Here is an 18,072-nt window from a genome sequence, read left to right on the forward strand (position 1 = left end):
CGCCGGCTTTTTTATGGGCTGCGTTTTTATCAGGTATACATTCATCGGGTAAACATATGTCTGAAAATCATACCGAGCACTCCGTCTCAACGGCGCTCACTCTTACTATCCCTGAGCAGCCCGCCTCACCCAGTACCTATCTTGATGGCGAGCTTAATTGCCCAATACTCAAGCAGCGGCTTGAAACTTTTCAACTCTGGCTGGCTGAAGCCTTCAACGGCGGAACCAGTGCCGAGACATTAATTGCTGCCCGTAGTGATTACATTGATCGCCTGCTACGGCGGTTATGGACATTCTACGGCTTTGATGATGTGCCAGAAACCGCACTGGTCGCTGTCGGGGGCTATGGTCGTGGTGAACTGCATCCGCTGTCGGACATTGATGTATTGGTCCTAAGCAAGCGGCGTCTGAATGATAAGCATGCCCAGCAAATCGGGCAGTTGATCACGCTACTGTGGGATCTGAAGCTTGAAGTCGGCCATAGCGTACGAACACTGGAGGAGTGCTTGCTGGAAGGGCTAGCCGATCTCACCGTCGCCACTAATATGATTGAATCTCGCTTGATTTGTGGCGATGTAGCTCTGTTCTTACAGATGCAAAAACATATTTTTAGCGATGGATTCTGGCCTTCACCCCAATTTTTCCATGCCAAAGTTACCGAACAGCAAGAGCGACATAAGCGCTACCACGGCACCAGTTACAATCTGGAGCCAGACATCAAAAGCAGCCCAGGAGGGTTGAGGGATATCCATACTCTACTCTGGGTGGCGCGTCGTCATTTTGGTGCTACCTCGTTAGGTGAGATGGTTGATTTCGGTTTTCTGACCAAAGCCGAGCGCAACGAACTGATTGAAAGCCAGAGTTTTTTATGGCGCATTCGTTTTGCACTGCATCTGGTATTGACCCGTTACGACAATCGCCTGCTGTTTGACCGCCAACTGAGTGTTGCTCAGCTTTTGCAATATCAGGGCGAAGGCAATGAGCCGGTCGAGCATATGATGAAAGACTTTTATCGTATGACCCGCCGAGTTAGCGAACTGAACAATATGCTGTTACAGCTATTTGACGAAGCCATACTGGCGCTGGATACCAATGAAAAACCGCGCCCGCTGGATGATGAATTTCAGTTACGCGGAGATTTAATTGATCTGCGTGATGAGAATCTCTTCGTACAGCAGCCCGAAGCGATTATGCGCATGTTTTACCTGATGGTCCGCAATCAGGAGATCAAAGGTATCTACTCCACGACAGTACGCCGTTTGCGTCATGCCCGTCGGCACCTGAAGCAGCCGCTGTGCCAGATTCCTGAAGCTCGTAAGCTATTTATGGCGATTTTGCGTCACCCCGGCGCGGTTTCCCGCGCATTACTGCCAATGCACCGCCACAGTGTGCTGTGGGCTTATATGCCGCAATGGGGCAGTATCGTCGGCCAGATGCAGTTTGACCTGTTTCATGCCTATACCGTTGATGAACACACTATTCGGGTGCTACTTAAACTCGAAAGTTTCGCCGATGAAAAGACGCGACCACAGCACCCTTTGTGTGTAGAACTTTACCCACGCCTGCCTCAGCCTGAATTGCTGCTGCTAGCGGCGCTGTTCCACGATATTGCCAAAGGCCGTGGTGGTGACCACTCAATACTGGGCGCTCACGATGTGCTGGAGTTTGCTGAACAGCATGGGCTTAACTCACGCGAAGCTCAGCTGGTTGCCTGGTTAGTCCGCTGCCATTTGTTGATGTCAGTCACCGCCCAGCGCCGAGACATTCAGGACCCGGATGTCATTCAGCAATTCTCTGCCGAGGTGCAGAGCGAAACTCGCTTGCGTTATTTAGTCAGCCTGACCGTGGCCGATATTTGTGCCACCAATGAAACCTTGTGGAATAGCTGGAAACAGAGCTTGTTACGTGAGCTCTATTTTGCGACAGAGAAACAGCTACGCCGTGGCATGCAAAATAGCCCGGATTTGCGGGATCGCGTCCGCCACCACCGGCTACAGGCCTTGGCGCTACTGCGAATGGACAACATTGATGAAGAGGCGCTGCATCGCATCTGGAGCCGCTGCCGGGCTGATTATTTCCTGCGGCATTCACCCAATCAATTAGCTTGGCATGCCCGCCATCTACTAGCGCATGACTCAAGCAAGCCGTTGGTGTTGGTCAGCCATCAGGCAACCCGTGGCGGAACCGAAATATTCATCTGGAGCCCAGACCGCCCATCGCTATTTGCCGCCGTGGTCGGTGAGTTGGATCGCCGCAATCTGAGTGTTCATGACGCACAGATTTTCACCAACCGAGATGGTATGGCGATGGATACCTTTGTCGTGCTGGAACCGGATGGCAGCCCGCTGGCGCAAGATCGGCACCCCATCATTAGTCATGCTTTAGAGCAGGCCATGACCCAGCCGAATTATCAGCATCCGCGCGTCAGGCGGTTGTCACCCAAACTGCGGCATTTCAGCGTACCCACTGAAACCAATTTCTTGCCGACTCATAATGAGCGCCGGACCTATCTGGAATTGATTGCGCTAGATCAGCCGGGCTTGCTGGCCCGCGTCGGCGAGATTTTTGCAGATTTAGGATTATCGCTACATAGCGCACGTATCACGACGATCGGCGAACGAGTGGAGGATTTATTTGTGTTAGCCGATAAAGATCGCCGCGCATTGAATATTGAAACGCGCCGCGAATTAGCACAGCGGTTGACAGATACCCTCAATCCGAACGATAAACTGTGATACAAATAACTTTTTAGCCATTAATTTACTTACAACCGCTACCCAAATTTATTGGAGTTGTCGCAAAGCCGCTAATACAGCAACAACTTCAAGTAAGAAGGGTAAAAATGTTAGGGAAGAGAACAGGATGCAACAACTACAAAACGTGATTGAAACTGCCTTCGAGCGCCGTGCAGATATCACTCCGGCTAACGTAGACACCGTAACGCGCGAAGCGATTAATCACGTGATTGATCTGCTTGATACTGGCGCACTGCGTGTAGCAGAAAAAATTGATGGTCAGTGGGTCACCCACCAATGGCTGAAGAAAGCAGTACTGCTCTCATTCCGCATCAATGACAACCAAGTCATGGAAGGTGCAGAAACCCGTTACTACGATAAAGTCCCCATGAAATTCGCCGGTTATGACGAAGCTCGCTTCCAGCGTGAAGGTTTCCGTGTCGTGCCGCCAGCCACCGTGCGTAAAGGGGCCTTTATTGCGCGGAATACCGTGCTGATGCCCTCTTATGTGAATATTGGTGCTTTTGTTGATGAAGGCACAATGGTCGACACATGGGCAACTGTCGGCTCTTGCGCGCAGATTGGTAAAAACGTTCACTTATCCGGTGGCGTTGGCATTGGCGGCGTACTGGAACCACTGCAAGCTAACCCCACCATTATCGAAGATAACTGCTTTGTTGGCGCACGCTCAGAGGTGGTCGAAGGGGTTATCGTCGAAGAGGGTTCCGTTATCTCCATGGGCGTCTTTATCGGGCAAAGCACCCGAATTTATGATCGCGAAACCGGTGAAGTTCATTATGGCCGTGTCCCAGCGGGTTCTGTTGTCGTGTCAGGCAACCTGCCATCGAAAGACGGTAGCTACAGCCTATACTGTGCAGTTATCGTGAAAAAAGTGGATGCCAAAACCCTCGGTAAAGTTGGTATTAATGAGTTATTGCGCACCATCGACTAAGATTGAAAATAGCGGGCTAACTCCCCGCTATAATTAGCCGCTGTAATTAGCCGCTATTTTTTGCCTGGTGAGTTCATCACATCTTTTGGCGAAATTTACTGTCATAATCATAAACTGTGGAATATAAAATATTAAAAGGTGGCGCTATGTATGACAATCTGAAAAGCTTAGGAATCACACAACCCGAAGATGTCGATCGCTATAGCCTGCGTCAGGAGGCCAATAACGACATTCTGAAAATTTACTTCCGCAAAGATAAAGGCGAGTTTTTTGCTAAGAGTGTGAAGTTCAAATATCCGCGCCAACGCAAAACCGTGGTGGCTGATAATGCCGGTCATGGTTACAAAGAGATCAATGAAATTAACCCGAATCTACGCTATGTCATTGATGAGTTAGATCAATTGTGCAAACGCGATCAGATTGAAGTTGATTTGAAACGTAAAATTCTGGATGATTTGCGTCATTTAGAAAGTGTTGTCGCCAATAAGATTTCTGAGATTGAGTCTGACCTGGAAAAATTAACCAGCGGCCGTTAATTGGGCGGTGGATATTAAACTGGGGTCGTATTGTGGCGTCACATTGCGCCACAATACGGCCTTATATCTACTACAACTCAAATATGTTGATTCTGATGCACCATTTAGCGGTAAGCGGCGACGACTGACGACATCTTATTCATCGTCAGTACATCATCAAATTTACCGGCTATCCCCATGGGGATGCCGTAATCAGCGGTGTAACGATCTGGTGTGGAATAATAGTCGACCCACATTTGATTCATAATCGTTGCTATTAGTTCACACTCCTGCGTGTCCGGGTCGCACCCATATTTATCATCCGCACCCATATTATGGCCCAGTTCATGGCGCATTACCTCAGGATCACTACTTATTGGGGCGACTGAAACCATATACATCGGATCCATCGGAGATAACACATCATTCAACCACCCATGACCCGTCCCCTCTTCAGTCCCCACATAGTAAATACCGTCAGCTTTTAAGGTATCGCGCCACGCCTGCACTAAAGGATCTTCTCTTAATTTATCAAGCATGCCTGACATATCGATCCAGTCAGCTTTTGCCGCTACCTCCCGTAAACCAACGACTCGATAGCGAAAATTAGCGCCCGAATTTTCCAGTGCTTCATTCGTCATACCAAAGCCTTGCATCATAAAGTCATGCACCTTATCTCTACCCGAATGAGCGACGGCTTTATCGCTGTAAAGTAATAACAGATCAATGGTGATGGTTTCTCGTTGCCAGAGGCCTTGCTTATCCACTTTAAAGGCTACCGTCTCACCATTAAGGACTTTGTAGTGAGTCTCATCGGTGGAGACGGATATATCCCACTCTGCGCTACTATTAATAATGATTCGACTACCAGCTTCCTGCTCTGTCGGTAAGCGTAATTCTGGCTGATAATTGCCATTGGCTGCATTAATGATCGTTCGCGGCGTATGCAATGTGGGTATATTGCCATTGGTCATATCCTGTGCCTGATAAAGCGTATCTGGTGAACTGATTAGTTGCCACTTTCCTTTCTCAGCAATATAGAAAAAATCATATTGTTCCCCCTTACCTAGCGTCATCACCCCCGGTTCATTAACATTAGCAACATCAATATGTGTTACAGCATCAGTTGACGACTTTAGCGTTATTTTATCGCGATCGGCTGCTTGCTCAGGCAGCTTTATATTATCCCGCCAATGACTGTCCGTCATGGTCACCAGTGTCGTTTGTGATGTGGGAAAAGGTATTTCACTCTGAATATGATCAAACTCTACATTTCTTATGGGTGCCGACTCCAGCACCCAGCGATTAAACCTCTTCAGGTATTTGAAAATATACTGGTCACCCGATGTTATTGTGGTAGTACTGGGATATAACAAATTCTCAGCGGAAACTTTTGAATCACGAATTGCGGTAGAATTAATAGTAATCGTCGACTCATCCTCGGCGGTCGGCGGCAGTCTAATCTCAGAGGTCCAGTTATTATTATCCATCATATAATCGGTCACTTTCTGAGGATTCTCAGGAATAAAATAAATAGCGCTGCTATCTTTAGTCCCATAATCTTCAATGACACTTCTGGTGCTTCTATTCTTCACGATTAAGTCAGGTGCATCATCATTAACACCTAACTCTCGGTTATGCCATTGTTGGCGATTTTCGCTATATTCTTCACTTATCCATTCGTTAGAAAACGCATCCACTTCATTGTGATTATCTGTCGTAATAGGTACCATCGTAATATGTACAGTTGAATCAAGTATTTCATGACTCATATTATCTTGTAATTCATAATTATCGATATCACCTAACGTAAAATAATTAAAGTCTGGCCCTAGTATATCCCACCGCTTAATATCTTCGTGATATTCGAGATAGTATTCACTGTTGGATTTTATTCTCAATGAACCAAGAGGCAGATGTAACAAGGAGTCTTTGGCTTCTGCAGAATAAATCGTGACGATACATCTATCAGAGGGTTGATCCGGCAATATAATATCTTTAACCCAATTAGCCTCTGAAAGTTCAAATACAATTTCATCATAGTCGGAAGGCAGCACACCACTGCCAAGTTGATTCGGTGTGGTGGATAAAAAAGAACTACTCATAGTATGACGTCTCTTAAACAAATAAATTAAATCACTGCATTGGCAGTCGCAGCAACTCTACACAGAGACAATTTATGAGACATTTAAACGCGGATTAATTATGAGATAAGAAGAAATATTGAAACTTACAAAGGAATAGCCTCAGTTTTATTATGTATACCTAATAGATTTCAAGTTGCAGGTAGGCGGCAACTGAATGAACCCAAGGAGTTGAGATAACTCAATGACTTGGGTGAATGATGGCAGCCAACAACCCTGCAACTTGAAAGATGACGGGTATAAATTAATTATCTCGTCTGAGGCCAAACCACTGCACTTATGACTAAAGTAAACGACCCCATTGCTCTACCCAAGGTGCTGAAACCGCTTCCGGTTCTGGGTGCTCAATAGCATCAATCTCTAATCTTTCGCCAATCCGTGTTGCGCCTTGTTCTTGCAACAACTCATCAAATACACGCCCAGCGCCGCAGAAATTTTCATAGCTGCTGTCGCCCAGAGCAATGACACCATAACGCAACTCCGGTTGGAAACCGACCTGATCCCGAACCGCGACAAACAGAGAAGCAATGCTATCGGGGAGATCCCCCTGCCCGGTCGTCGAAGTTACCACCAGCACATAATGTTGACGATAATATTGCCAAGCTTCTAAAGTCCCCTCGTCAAATACTTTAACTTCGTGGCCCTGCTCTTTCAGTATGTTCTCGGCCTCTTCTGCTACTAACAATGCGTTACCGTAGACTGTGCCAACAAAAATCCCGATCTGAGCCATAAAATAGATACCTTTTAACTAGAAAAAATTATTCACTATCCTGACTGGCGGTTCCAGAAAACTCAACCCTTTCAAGATGAGGGGCAATGCCCGACCAGCCAAAATGTGACATCAATCCTTGCCAAGACTCATCCCAGCGCGCGGTGAGCGAAAGCGCTTCACCTGTCACCGGATGATTCAGTGCTAAATGGCTGGCGTGCAACATAAGTCTCGAACAATCAAAATGTTGTGCGATTCCACGATTCTGACGCAAGTCACCGTGAGTGCTATCACCGATGATTGGATGGCGGATATGCGCCATATGACGCCGTAGCTGATGCTTGCGCCCAGTTTCCGGTTTCAGCTCTACTAAGCTGAAGCGTGCAGTCTCATAACGGCCAATCGCTACAGGTACTTCCACTTGCGCTAGCGGCAGATAGTGAGTGACTGAAGGTTGTGGTGCCTTATCTGGGCGAGAAAATTTATCCGCAATTTTATCTAGTTCTTCGGTCATCTCGTAATCAACCGTCCCCCCCTCCAGCACATACCCACGAACTACCGCATGATACGTTTTCTGCATTTGGTGCTGCTCTAATTGTAAAGAGAGCGCACGAGCAACATCGCTGGATAGCGCCATCAACAGCACCCCTGATGTTGGGCGGTCTAGGCGGTGCACGGTATAAACATGCTGACCAATCTGGTCGCGCACCGTTTGCATCACAAACACGGTTTCATTGCTGTCCAGCCAACTACGATGAACCAGCCATCCGGCCGGCTTATTCACCGCAACTATGTGTTCATCTTGATAGATTATTTCCAGCATTAGTTACTTTCTTTATTTAGCAGGTCATCGAGGCGCTGCAAGTGTGTCAGCAGTACCGTGCAATCAGGTCGGTCATCGCCACTCAGCGCCTCTTCGAAATAGGGCGTGATAGCAAAACGGGTCGGAAGCGGGCCATTTGATTCCAGCAATGCATACATTCGGGGAATAAGTACCCATTGCAACCACTGCTCAGCATCCATGGTATCAATGCTGAAAGGTTCATTGCTTTCGAAAGCTTCTGCTTGCGGTGGGACTATTTGCCAAAGATCAATAGCTCGCATGGCAAGCTCAATATCCTGAAGGCTCTGACGTACTTGATTTTCTGTATTCATGATTCTGCTCTCAACCAAAAAATAGCCATTTACCGGGCTGATTCAACGGCGGCAAAGCATACCACTGAAGCGGGCTATGCCCAAGTTCACACCCTAGACAATAGATGTGAGTTAAGCAAAATATGAATAAAAAAAGGGGTACTGTTTTACCAGTACCCCTCGATTCGTTTCATAGCGATCCCGCTAAAAGTGATGCTCCCTGCTCAATCCTTGAAAACTTTTCCGTTTGGTTATCCTAACCTGCAATCCGTAGCGTTGTCCTACACCATCCCGGTGCTAATCCTGAAGTTATCCTAACCCACCATCCATCCTGAACCGGCTCTCAATCTCCATCCTGGAGGTGTCCAATGTTTCATCCTGAAACGTCCCTTCACTCGTCCTAAGCAGTCCCTATATTCTTCATCCTGAAGTGGTAGCATCCGATACCATCCATCTCCGCCAGATCCCATCCGGCGAATAGAAGGATCGCTTAAACGACAAAGGGTGACAAGGTACTGTAAGGATATTGATGCCGATACTTTTTCATATAAAAAAATGAATGTTTATAACAAAGTGATTTTATTGAAAATAAATCTGGCACAAGAATTTTACATATGAGGAATAGAAGTGATGTCTCACAGGCCGTGTGCGAGATCTCTCACACGCGCCTGCTTCTAAAAATACGATAACCATTTATTTATTCAGGTAATACGGGGCGTAGTGCATCCAGGAAATGTATGAGGGTCGATGCCAGCAATGTGCGTTTACCGCTGCCAAACTGTTCTAACACCACATTGCCACTGACATTGCACAGTGAAGCCATAGTCATTTCTGACTCAGTGGTGGCCAAAAATAGCGTCGGTGAGAGCTTCAGCCTTTTTTGTGTGACCAAGTGACCAATCAGGTTCTCCTGTAAGCGGATAAAATCATCTTCACTCCACACTTGCAGCAAGCTAAAACGGTGATCACCGAGATCAGCCACCATGTCTCCAGCGAATTGGTAAGTATAAAACTCATGAATATCTGGATGAAGCTGAATCTCCAGCGCCCGCTCAATATTGTTCAAATTGACATCAGCAGCACCCGGCTGAGGTAGCCAAATCACCTGATTATCCTGCGTTTCCACAATACAAGGTGAGGGGACGCCATAGAGTTCTTCACTCGCGGGGGGATGCCCGGTTTGCTGCTGCCATAAATCGATATAGCGTTGAGTAAAACTGTTCAGTGCCGTTGAAACATTCTGGTCCATTCTTCATTCTCAGTATCGCGGCAGCTTGCACTGCACCCAAGACGGGATTGGCCCACTCAGAAATGCAGTTAAACGCGGCATAAATTGATAAACTAGAGTTATTGTACCAATCTCTCACCATGGAAACAGCATGTCTTCATATCAAGATCACAAGGCGCTGGCAGAGTTAACGCTGGGCAAACCGACCGCATACCGCGATCACTATGACGTGACCCTGTTACAGGCCGTGCCACGCAGCATGAACCGCGAACCTCTTGGTTTGTACCCAGATAGCCTGCCCTTTCATGGAGCTGATATCTGGACGCTTTATGAGCTTTCCTGGCTTAACAGCAACGGGCTACCACAGGTTGCGGTGGGCGAAATAAGCCTGAATGCAAATAGTATCAATTTGATTGAATCAAAAAGCTTCAAACTTTACCTCAACAGTTTTAACCAAACCGTTTTTGCGGACTGGGAAAGTGTCCAAGCGACTTTGCAACGTGATTTGGCCGCCTGTGCTGCGGGGAGGGTCAGCGTCAAGCTCTATCGGCTTGACGAAATAACAGACCAACCGATCGCCAATTTTGCCGGCGAGTGCTTAGATCAGCAGGATATTCGTATCGATAGCTATGAGTTCAATGCCGATTACCTGCAAGGCGCAGTGGGTACGAATCGCATAGAAGAGAGCCTCGTCAGTCATCTGCTCAAATCCAACTGCCTGATCACTCACCAACCTGATTGGGGGTCCGTGCAAATCAGTTACAGTGGCCCGCAAATTAATCGGGAAGCACTGCTGCGCTATCTGGTCTCTTTCCGCCATCACAATGAATTTCACGAGCAATGTGTAGAGCGTATCTTCAATGACATCATGCGTTTCTGTCAGCCAGAAACCCTGTCCGTTTATGCCCGCTATACCCGTCGTGGGGGATTAGATATCAATCCTTGGCGCTCCAACAGCGATTTTGTGCCGTCAACAGGTCGTCTGGCACGGCAATAAATGCGCGCATGTGCGCAACATTTTAGCTCAGTGCACGTTAATGTTGGTAAATTACAGGGGACAACGTTAAGGTTAATTGCAGTATCTTCAGGCCATTTTCAGCAGAAAAACAGAAACTGGATGCTGCAAGCTCTCTCTGATATTCCTCGGCAAAATAGAAAGAAGCATTCTGATACACGGGCACTACCCCCTTAGGGGTGTAAAGGAGTAACTTTGATTACACATGTCAGCCCACTCGGCTCAATGGATCTGTTATCACAGCTAGAAGTGGATATGCTCAAACGTACAGCTAGCAGTGATCTGTACCGCTTATTCCGTAATTGCTCATTAGCTGTTCTCAACTCAGGTAGCCTGACGGATAATAGCAAAGAGCTTTTATCGCGCTATGAAACCTTTGATATCAACGTACTGCGCCGTGAGCGCGGGGTTAAACTCGAACTAGTGAACCCGCCAGAACATGCCTTTGTTGATGGTAAAATCATCCGCTCTTTACAGGCGAACCTCTTTGCCGTACTGCGCGATATTCTATTTGTGAATGGCCAAATTGTTAGCGCAGAGCATGACCAGCATTTGAATATGGGAAGCTCCAGCCATTTGACCAATCTGATTTTCTCCATTTTACGTAATGCTCGTGCCCTGCATATTGATGAAGAACCGAATATGGTTGTTTGCTGGGGCGGCCACTCAATCAATGAAAACGAGTATCTATACGCCCGCAAAGTCGGTAGCCAACTCGGTTTACGTGAACTGAATATCTGTACGGGGTGTGGGCCGGGCGCGATGGAAGCCCCGATGAAAGGGGCCGCTGTTGGACATGCTCAACAGCGCTACAGAAATAGTCGTTTTATCGGTATGACCGAGCCGTCAATCATTGCCGCAGAGCCACCAAACCCACTGGTTAATGAACTGGTTATCATGCCAGACATTGAAAAACGGCTAGAGGCCTTCGTCCGTATCGCGCACGGGGTCATTATTTTCCCAGGCGGCGTAGGGACAGCCGAAGAACTACTCTATTTGTTAGGCATTCTGATGAATCCAGAAAACAGTGAGCAGGTATTGCCACTGATTTTGACCGGGCCAAAAGAGAGTGCAGATTACTTCCGCGTTGTGGATGAGTTCATCATGAATACGCTGGGTGATGAAGCACGTAAGTACTACCAAATCATTATTGGCGATCCGGATGAAGTGGCGCGCCAGATGAAAAAAGCGATGCCATTAGTGAAAGAGAATCGCCGTAATACCGGTGATGCCTATAGCTTTAACTGGTCAATTCGCATCGAACCTGAATTGCAGCACCCATTCGAGCCAAACCATGAAAACATGGCGGATCTGAATTTATCCCATAATCAGTCCCCTGAGAAACTGGCCGCAGCGCTACGCCGTGCTTTCTCCGGCATCGTGGCGGGTAATGTGAAAGAAGTAGGGATTCAAGCGATTGAAGCTCACGGGCCATTTAAATTACACGGTGACCCGCAATTGATGAAGCAAATGGATAGCCTATTACAAGGCTTTATTGCTCAACAGCGAATGAAATTACCGGGCAGTGATTACACCCCTTGCTACGAAATTTGTCGCTAAAAGAGAAGAACTCAACCATCGGGCAGCGTTGATATCCAGCGCTGCCCAACTCTATTCTGGCTTAATCCTCATATAAAAACAGGCTATGCAAATTCACCTTCTTATCGTTGATGCCCTTAATTTAATTCGCCGCATTCATGCGGTGCAGGGGTCGCCTTGCATTAAGGCTTGCCAACATGCATTACAACAATTGATTCAGCACAGCCAACCCACTCACGCCGTGGCGGTTTTTGATGAAGATGACCGCTCAGAGAGTTGGCGTCATCAATGCCTACCTGAATACAAAGCGGGCCGCTCACCCATGCCGGACAACCTACAACAAGAAATGCCCTTTATCCGTGAGGCTTTCAATTCACTAGGTATCGCTTGCTGGCATTCACCGGGTAATGAAGCCGATGATCTGGCTGCGACACTGGCAACTAAAATTGGCGACGCAGGGCATCAGGTAACGATTGTTTCGACCGATAAAGGTTACTGCCAGTTATTAGCACCCCATGTGCAGATTCGTGATTATTTTCAGAAGCGCTGGCTGGATATGCCGTTTGTAAAACAGGAGTTCGGCGTATTACCGCACCAACTGCCGGACTACTGGGGCCTTGCTGGGATTAGCAGCAGTAAAATTCCCGGCGTCGCGGGCATTGGGGCAAAAACGGCCGCACTGTTACTACAACAAGCCAACACGCTGGAAGCACTCTATCAGGAGTTGGAGTCAGTACCGGAGAAATGGCGTAAAAAGTTGCAACAGCACCAAGAGATGGCGCTTATTTGCAAACAAATCGCCACATTGAAAACTGATTTGCCCTTGAGCGGCAACTTGCAGCAGCTTCGGTTACAGAAAGATTAAGGGGCCCAAAGGCCCCTTAAACATCAGGTTAGACGCGATAATACTTATCTCTACTCGCGTTCATCACGGCGGCCCGGAGCACCCGACCAAATACGGCGCACATGCACAGTTACTTCTTCACGGTCATGGTAAAGCTGCTTAGCTTGAATATGGGCATTGATACCGTTTTCTCTCAGCTGCTCATCCATCATTTCCAGATTTTCCGAAACAATCTCAAAACGTTTTTTCATCGGCAATTTCAGGTTAAAAATCGCCTCACGGCACCAACCATTAACCAGCCACTTGGTGATAAGTTCGGTGACCTTGGCCGGTTTCTCCACCATATCGCACACTAACCAGTAGATATTGCTGCGCGTTGGCTCATATTTAAAACCATCAACACGGTGATGTGTCACCTGCCCAGTATCCATCAGACTTTGTGCCATAGAACCGTTATCAATGGCCTGAATCATCATGCTGCGTTGCACTAACTGATAGGTCCAACCGCCGGGGCATGCCCCTAAATCAACAGCATGCATACCACTGGCCAAACGCTCTTCCCACTCATCCGCTGGGATAAACATATGGAAAGCCTCTTCCAATTTTAAGGTTGAGCGACTTGGTGCATCCGATGGGAATTTCAGACGCGGGATACCCATATAGAATGGAGAGTTGTTATTGCTATAAGAGTAACCGACATAACAACAACCTGGCGCGATAAAGAACACATGTACCACTGGGCGATGAGCATTTTCACGGGCGGACAATATTTTTTGCTCGCGCATGGCGCTACGCAAAGGGACGGTCAATTTGCGGCAAAACTTAAGTAACTCTTTGCTTTCATTAGTATCAGGGACTTCAACCCGCAGCTCACCCGCTTTTTCAATCACGCCGGTCAACATACCAACAATCGGTGACACACGATCTTCCGGCGGTAAGTCTTTCAATAACTCCCCCACCACCATCATCTGACGGGCAAAAATCAGCTCACGGAAGGGGACTTCACGGATCAAACGATCGGCATCTTCCAACTGATAACACTCAAACAGCACATAGCCACTGTTATCTTTCACTCGTGCGAAACCAAAAATTTCGAGCTGGGCTGCTTTCGCAGTAATTTCTGCCGCACACTCTTTTTCAAAGCCAGAGCGGCAATATAAAGCAATTTTATTATTCATGGCGTTCTGCCCTTTTTCTTAGACGCAGCGCGCCAATCAACATCAAAATCCATCCCGCCAAGAAACATACTCCGCCAACTGGCGTGATATAGACCCACAGTTTCAGGTGCGATAGAGCCAGGCAGTATAAACTGCCGCTAAAGAGTAGCGTTCCGAGCGCTAACAAGGCTCCACTCCAGTAAAACCAAATACTTATCTGCCGTTGCATCGCAACAGCCAATGCCAGAATTGCCAATGTATGGAACCCTTGGTACTCCAGCCCGGTACGGATCCAGGCCATCTCATTCGGCCCCAATGCGGCGCTCAATACGTGGGCACCAAAGGCACCTAAAGCCACATAGACAAAACCGCTCAGCGCGGCAAATATCAGCATTAAACGACTGTTCATCGCCATTAACCTTGAATTAGAGAGAGTTATACCCTAGCTAGTTGATGCTGCAAGCAGGTTAGCTGCATCGCCAATCACTTTAGGTATGTCGTTATATCAGGCAATAACCTATTTTATCGTAGCCAGCCACCATCGTGAATGGGTTGTCATGACTGCGCAGAGAGGGTGATCGCTAAACATGATCATTGGTCATAGCGAAAGCGCAACTTCTCCTGCTCACTGGCCGCTCTTGCCAGTATCCACTGACGAAAGGCGGCTATTTTACCCAGTTCTGCCTGACTGTCATGACAAACCAGATAAAAAGCATTTTTACTCACCAATACATCATTAAATGGGCACACCAAACGCCCAGCTTCAATCTCAGACTGCGCCATCACGTTATTCACCAACGCAATACCTTGCCCATGAACGGCAGCCTGAACCACCATAGCGCTATGACTAAATATCGGCCCTTGTTGCACATTAATCTGCGGTACGCCCAGTTGACGGGTATACGCCATCCAGTCTCGGCGGGAAGTATCATGCAACAGCGTGTGATAAGCCAGATCTGCTGGTATTTTTAATCCATGCTCACCCATTAACAAGCTGGGAGCACACACGGGGAGCAAGAATTCGGCATACAGACGTTCAGTGCGCAAGCCAGTCCAATTGCCCCGCCCATAAAATATCGCCACATCGACGTCATCAGCGAGTTTATCCTCTTCCCGATCTACCGCCTGAATCCTGACATCAATACCCGGATAAGCAGCATTAAATCCAGAAAGACGTGGCACCAGCCATTGGATGGCAAAACTCGGAGGCAGACTGACCGTCAGTGCGCCTTTTGCACTGCGGGCCTGTAACTTGCGGGTGGCTTCATTGATTGAGGTGAAAATCTCTTTGATGTCGAGGTAATAACTCTGCCCCTCTTCGGTCAGTAACAAAGAGCGGTTACGGCGGCGGAACAATTTTAGACCGAGAAAATCCTCCAGAGACTTTATCTGGTGGCTGACAGCGGCTTGGGTGACAAATAACTCGTCAGCCGCTTTAGTAAAACTTAGGTGGCGTGCGGCCGCATCGAAAACCCGCAAGGCATTCAAGGGTGGTAATCGTTTTGACATGAGTTGGATACTTTTTTATAACGGCTCATCCTCAGATGAAACCCTTTGTTTACTTATTAGTTTTTGTAATCCGAGGCATTATAATTTGTCCGTTGATGATGTGCCAGCAAATACCTATAGTGGCGGCACTTCCCAAGCCGGAACGAAAAGTAGGTTTAGTATCCAGGTACTGAAATGCTTTTGGCTTTGTGGTTGTGATGTTGTGTTTGCAAATGGTCTGGTGTGCCAGACATAGTAGCTAAGCTACTGTTTTTTTTCACTTCCTGTACATTTACCCTGTCTGTCCATAGTGATTTTATGCAGCACCGCCATTTTCGCGGTGCTTTTTTTTACCCAATTTTTAGCGTTTACTTATTTTTTAGAGCTTAAATATAAGCGCCACTTTGTATCGCACTTCAGTCAGAGCTTATATTTAAGTTGTTACTCAAGTTTATTAAGCCGTGCCAAACAGTATTTCAACGACGACTTAGCGTAAAGCTAATTGCCCTCAGCCATCTCTTTGACTTCTGAACGATTAATTTGCAGCTCGGTGCCATTCGCATCGGTGTAGCTTATCATCCCTGTCTCATCATCGACTTTAGGTTTACCATCAGCAACGATAGTGCGACCATCATTAGTATGCATAACATAGTTGCTTGAACAGGCAGCGAGAGTAAAAGTGAGCATAAGGGCAGAAATTACGGCAGCTGTCTTTTTCATGGATGACTCCTTGCAGATTAAAATGCTGAAAAACTCAGTTTCATTACCAGACAAATGGTTGTGCCCGTTACTATTTAGCATAACCCGCTTATGACATATTTCCAGCCATCAGGGCCATTAATGGGTGATTTATGAGCAAAAAACACCAGAATGAGACAGTTCCGAAGTGAACCAAAGGATGCAAAAAACGGTATGAAGGCTTTTAATCCAACGGATTTTCGTCAGGAATTTCCGGCAATTAGCGATGAGATAATCTATCTGGACAGCGCAGCAACTGCCCTAAAGCCCCGCGCCATGATTGAGGCAACACAGCTGTTTTATCAGCAGGATGCGGCAACAGTGCATCGTAGCCAACATCAATCCGCATTATCATTGACGGTCCGCTTTGAAGAGACCCGCCAACAGGTGGCTGACTTTATCAATGCCCCCGCAGCAGAAAATATCGTTTGGACGCGCGGCACGACCGAAGCGATTAACCTTGTGGCACAAAGTTTCGCTCGCCCTCGCCTGCAAGCTGGGGATGAAATTATTGTTAGCGAAGCGGAACATCATGCGAACCTAATCCCCTGGCTTATGGTTGCTGAGCAGACCGGTGCCAGAATCATTAAGTGGCCTATCGGTCTTGACCATCTGCCTGATTTACAACAACTGCCACAATTGCTGAATGACAAAACGCGCATCTTAGCGCTGGGGCAGATGTCTAATGTGACTGGCGGCAGCCCTGAGTTGGCGAGCGCAATAGTACTGGCTCATCAATATCACTGTGTTGTTGTGGTGGATGGCGCGCAGGGCATTGTTCACAGCCCGGCGGATGTTCAAGCGCTGGACATTGATTTTTATGCTTTTTCTGCCCATAAGCTGTATGGCCCGACCGGCATTGGGGTGCTGTATGGTAAATCAGAATTACTGGAAGAGATGCCCGCCTGGCAAGGGGGCGGTAAAATGCTCACTCATGCTTCATTCGGTGGTTTCACCCCCCATGAAGTGCCTTACCGCTTTGAGGCTGGCACTCCCAATATCGCGGGTGTTATTGGTTTATCGGCGGTGCTCAGTTGGCTCGAACAGGTTGATCTAGAAGAGGCCGAGGCGTATAGCCAAAGTTTAGCGACCTTGGCTGAAAATCAGTTAGCTAAATTGCCGGGCTTTCGCAGCTTCCGTTGCCAACAATCCAGTTTGTTGGCCTTCACTTTCGATGGCATTCATCACAGCGATTTGGTGACACTGCTGGCGGAACAAGGTATTGCGTTACGCGCCGGGCAGCACTGTGCACAGCCACTCATGGCCGCGCTGGGGATCAGTGGCAGCCTGCGAGCCTCATTCGCGCCTTACAATAGTGCTGACGATGTTGAAGTACTCTGCTCCGCAATCACTAAGGCGCTGAAGCTGTTGCAAGATTAAGTGCTAACAGCTGATAATTCCGATAAATATCAACCAGCAATAAGACGAGAAGATGATGATTGCGCCGCACCCATTTGGTCACGATATTACTGTAGCTCAGCTTATTGAGACATTCAGCGCCCACAAACAGTGGGAAGATCGTTATCGCCAGTTAATTTTGCTGGCTAAACAACTCCCACCATTACCGGAATCATTGAAGCAAAATGAACTGGAATTGACTGGGTGTGAAAACCGAGTATGGCTGGGGCATCAACATCTACCCGATGGGAGCTTACATTTCTACGGCGACAGTGAAGGGCGCATTGTTCGTGGATTACTGGCGGTAATCTTGACTGCGGTAGAGGGGAAAACACCGCAACAGGTCTTGGGTGAAGATCCATTGGATCTGTTTGATAAGTTAGGTTTACGCCAGCAATTAAGCACTTCGCGCGCCAGTGGTTTACAAGCACTGGCGCAAGGTGTGCAGGCGATCGCTGCCCAATACATAATATGAT

General features: G+C 47.6%; 17 protein-coding genes. 8 read left to right on the plus strand and 9 right to left on the minus strand.

Annotated features, from left to right (window positions below; all coding sequences use genetic code 11):
* Nucleotides 1–56 precede the first annotated feature (56 nt).
* From glnD to HRD69_RS00425, 3 genes are all read left to right on the plus strand, one after another.
* Nucleotides 57–2,735, plus strand: coding sequence for a bifunctional uridylyltransferase/uridylyl-removing protein GlnD (gene glnD, locus HRD69_RS00415; protein WP_004874489.1), 2,679 nt, complete (start codon nt 57–59; stop codon nt 2,733–2,735).
* A gap of 127 nt (nt 2,736–2,862) precedes the next feature.
* The gene (gene dapD, locus HRD69_RS00420; protein WP_004704369.1) at nt 2,863–3,687 is read left to right on the plus strand and encodes a 2,3,4,5-tetrahydropyridine-2,6-dicarboxylate N-succinyltransferase; all 825 of its coding nucleotides are present in this window, start codon (nt 2,863–2,865) and stop codon (nt 3,685–3,687) included.
* Between the two features lie 146 nt (nt 3,688–3,833).
* Nucleotides 3,834–4,223, plus strand: a complete 390-nt coding sequence (locus HRD69_RS00425) for a DUF3461 family protein (RefSeq protein WP_005276087.1) — start codon at nt 3,834–3,836, stop codon at nt 4,221–4,223.
* A gap of 104 nt (nt 4,224–4,327) precedes the next feature.
* On the opposite strand, the gene HRD69_RS00430 is transcribed toward HRD69_RS00425, so the two are convergent.
* From HRD69_RS00430 to syd, 5 genes are all read right to left on the minus strand, one after another.
* Complete coding sequence (locus HRD69_RS00430) at nt 4,328–6,307, minus strand: hypothetical protein (RefSeq protein ID WP_004874487.1); 1,980 nt, start codon at nt 6,305–6,307, stop codon at nt 4,328–4,330.
* 322 nt (nt 6,308–6,629) lie between these two features.
* A complete protein-coding gene (locus HRD69_RS00435) occupies nt 6,630–7,076 on the minus strand; it encodes a flavodoxin (RefSeq protein ID WP_004874486.1) in 447 nt (148 codons plus the stop codon).
* A 28-nt stretch (nt 7,077–7,104) separates the two neighbouring features.
* On the minus strand, nt 7,105–7,878 hold the full coding sequence (gene truC, locus HRD69_RS00440; protein ID WP_004874485.1) for a tRNA pseudouridine(65) synthase TruC: 774 nt from the start codon (nt 7,876–7,878) through the stop codon (nt 7,105–7,107).
* The gene (locus tag HRD69_RS00445; protein ID WP_032813796.1) at nt 7,878–8,210 is read right to left on the minus strand and encodes a YqcC family protein; all 333 of its coding nucleotides are present in this window, start codon (nt 8,208–8,210) and stop codon (nt 7,878–7,880) included. Before HRD69_RS00445 ends, truC begins: the two co-directional genes overlap by 1 nt.
* A 676-nt stretch (nt 8,211–8,886) precedes the next feature.
* The gene (gene syd / locus HRD69_RS00450; protein WP_004874484.1) at nt 8,887–9,438 is read right to left on the minus strand and encodes a SecY-interacting protein; all 552 of its coding nucleotides are present in this window, start codon (nt 9,436–9,438) and stop codon (nt 8,887–8,889) included.
* 130 nt (nt 9,439–9,568) lie between these two features.
* On the opposite strand from syd, the gene queF reads away from it, so the two are divergent.
* From queF to xni, 3 genes are all read left to right on the plus strand, one after another.
* Complete coding sequence (gene queF, locus HRD69_RS00455) at nt 9,569–10,414, plus strand: NADPH-dependent 7-cyano-7-deazaguanine reductase QueF (protein WP_004874483.1); 846 nt, start codon at nt 9,569–9,571, stop codon at nt 10,412–10,414.
* Between the two features lie 213 nt (nt 10,415–10,627).
* A complete protein-coding gene (gene ppnN / locus HRD69_RS00460) occupies nt 10,628–11,992 on the plus strand; it encodes a nucleotide 5'-monophosphate nucleosidase PpnN (RefSeq protein WP_004874481.1) in 1,365 nt (454 codons plus the stop codon).
* A gap of 85 nt (nt 11,993–12,077) precedes the next feature.
* Complete coding sequence (xni, locus tag HRD69_RS00465; RefSeq protein WP_004874480.1) at nt 12,078–12,836, plus strand: flap endonuclease Xni; 759 nt, start codon at nt 12,078–12,080, stop codon at nt 12,834–12,836.
* A gap of 50 nt (nt 12,837–12,886) precedes the next feature.
* Here the strand turns inward: xni and rlmM are convergent, their stop codons facing one another.
* The 4 genes from rlmM to HRD69_RS00485 form a co-directional block, all read right to left on the minus strand.
* Nucleotides 12,887–13,993 (minus strand): 23S rRNA (cytidine(2498)-2'-O)-methyltransferase RlmM, encoded by a 1,107-nt coding sequence (rlmM, locus tag HRD69_RS00470; RefSeq protein ID WP_032813794.1) that lies wholly within the window; start codon nt 13,991–13,993, stop codon nt 12,887–12,889.
* Nucleotides 13,986–14,381 carry a DUF423 domain-containing protein gene (locus tag HRD69_RS00475; RefSeq protein ID WP_072079800.1) on the minus strand — a complete coding sequence of 132 codons (396 nt, stop codon included), beginning with the start codon at nt 14,379–14,381 and terminating at the stop codon, nt 13,986–13,988. Before HRD69_RS00475 ends, rlmM begins: the two co-directional genes overlap by 8 nt.
* Before the next feature lie 182 nt (nt 14,382–14,563).
* Nucleotides 14,564–15,481 carry a transcriptional regulator GcvA gene (locus HRD69_RS00480; protein ID WP_032813792.1) on the minus strand — a complete coding sequence of 306 codons (918 nt, stop codon included), beginning with the start codon at nt 15,479–15,481 and terminating at the stop codon, nt 14,564–14,566.
* Between the two features lie 477 nt (nt 15,482–15,958).
* The gene (locus tag HRD69_RS00485) at nt 15,959–16,180 is read right to left on the minus strand and encodes a YgdI/YgdR family lipoprotein (RefSeq protein WP_032813790.1); all 222 of its coding nucleotides are present in this window, start codon (nt 16,178–16,180) and stop codon (nt 15,959–15,961) included.
* Nucleotides 16,181–16,372: 192 nt separating this feature from the next.
* Here HRD69_RS00485 and csdA point away from each other — a divergent pair, with 192 nt between their 5' ends.
* Both csdA and csdE read left to right on the plus strand, forming a co-directional pair.
* A complete protein-coding gene (gene csdA, locus HRD69_RS00490) occupies nt 16,373–17,578 on the plus strand; it encodes a cysteine desulfurase CsdA (protein ID WP_004874474.1) in 1,206 nt (401 codons plus the stop codon).
* Nucleotides 17,579–17,630: 52 nt separating this feature from the next.
* The gene (gene csdE, locus HRD69_RS00495) at nt 17,631–18,071 is read left to right on the plus strand and encodes a cysteine desulfurase sulfur acceptor subunit CsdE (protein ID WP_004874473.1); all 441 of its coding nucleotides are present in this window, start codon (nt 17,631–17,633) and stop codon (nt 18,069–18,071) included.
* Nucleotide 18,072 lies beyond the last annotated feature (1 nt).

The organism is Yersinia mollaretii ATCC 43969, assembly GCF_013282725.1.
Taxonomy (GTDB): Bacteria; Pseudomonadota; Gammaproteobacteria; order Enterobacterales; family Enterobacteriaceae; genus Yersinia; species Yersinia mollaretii.

Excerpts from the sequence above, each read along its gene's own strand:
- glnD (WP_004874489.1), top strand. The coding sequence starts at position 57 with ATGTCTGAAAATCATACCGAGCACTCCGTCTCAACGGCGCTCACTCTT.
- csdE (WP_004874473.1), top strand. The coding sequence starts at position 17,631 with ATGATGATTGCGCCGCACCCATTTGGTCACGATATTACTGTAGCTCAG.
- HRD69_RS00485 (WP_032813790.1), bottom strand. The coding sequence starts at position 16,180 with ATGAAAAAGACAGCTGCCGTAATTTCTGCCCTTATGCTCACTTTTACT.
- HRD69_RS00480 (WP_032813792.1), bottom strand. The coding sequence starts at position 15,481 with ATGTCAAAACGATTACCACCCTTGAATGCCTTGCGGGTTTTCGATGCG.
- HRD69_RS00435 (WP_004874486.1), bottom strand. The coding sequence starts at position 7,076 with ATGGCTCAGATCGGGATTTTTGTTGGCACAGTCTACGGTAACGCATTG.
- truC (WP_004874485.1), bottom strand. The coding sequence starts at position 7,878 with ATGCTGGAAATAATCTATCAAGATGAACACATAGTTGCGGTGAATAAG.
- HRD69_RS00430 (WP_004874487.1), bottom strand. The coding sequence starts at position 6,307 with ATGAGTAGTTCTTTTTTATCCACCACACCGAATCAACTTGGCAGTGGT.
- dapD (WP_004704369.1), top strand. The coding sequence starts at position 2,863 with ATGCAACAACTACAAAACGTGATTGAAACTGCCTTCGAGCGCCGTGCA.
- rlmM (WP_032813794.1), bottom strand. The coding sequence starts at position 13,993 with ATGAATAATAAAATTGCTTTATATTGCCGCTCTGGCTTTGAAAAAGAG.
- xni (WP_004874480.1), top strand. The coding sequence starts at position 12,078 with ATGCAAATTCACCTTCTTATCGTTGATGCCCTTAATTTAATTCGCCGC.
- queF (WP_004874483.1), top strand. The coding sequence starts at position 9,569 with ATGTCTTCATATCAAGATCACAAGGCGCTGGCAGAGTTAACGCTGGGC.
- csdA (WP_004874474.1), top strand. The coding sequence starts at position 16,373 with ATGAAGGCTTTTAATCCAACGGATTTTCGTCAGGAATTTCCGGCAATT.
- HRD69_RS00475 (WP_072079800.1), bottom strand. The coding sequence starts at position 14,381 with ATGAACAGTCGTTTAATGCTGATATTTGCCGCGCTGAGCGGTTTTGTC.
- HRD69_RS00445 (WP_032813796.1), bottom strand. The coding sequence starts at position 8,210 with ATGAATACAGAAAATCAAGTACGTCAGAGCCTTCAGGATATTGAGCTT.
- syd (WP_004874484.1), bottom strand. The coding sequence starts at position 9,438 with ATGGACCAGAATGTTTCAACGGCACTGAACAGTTTTACTCAACGCTAT.
- HRD69_RS00425 (WP_005276087.1), top strand. The coding sequence starts at position 3,834 with ATGTATGACAATCTGAAAAGCTTAGGAATCACACAACCCGAAGATGTC.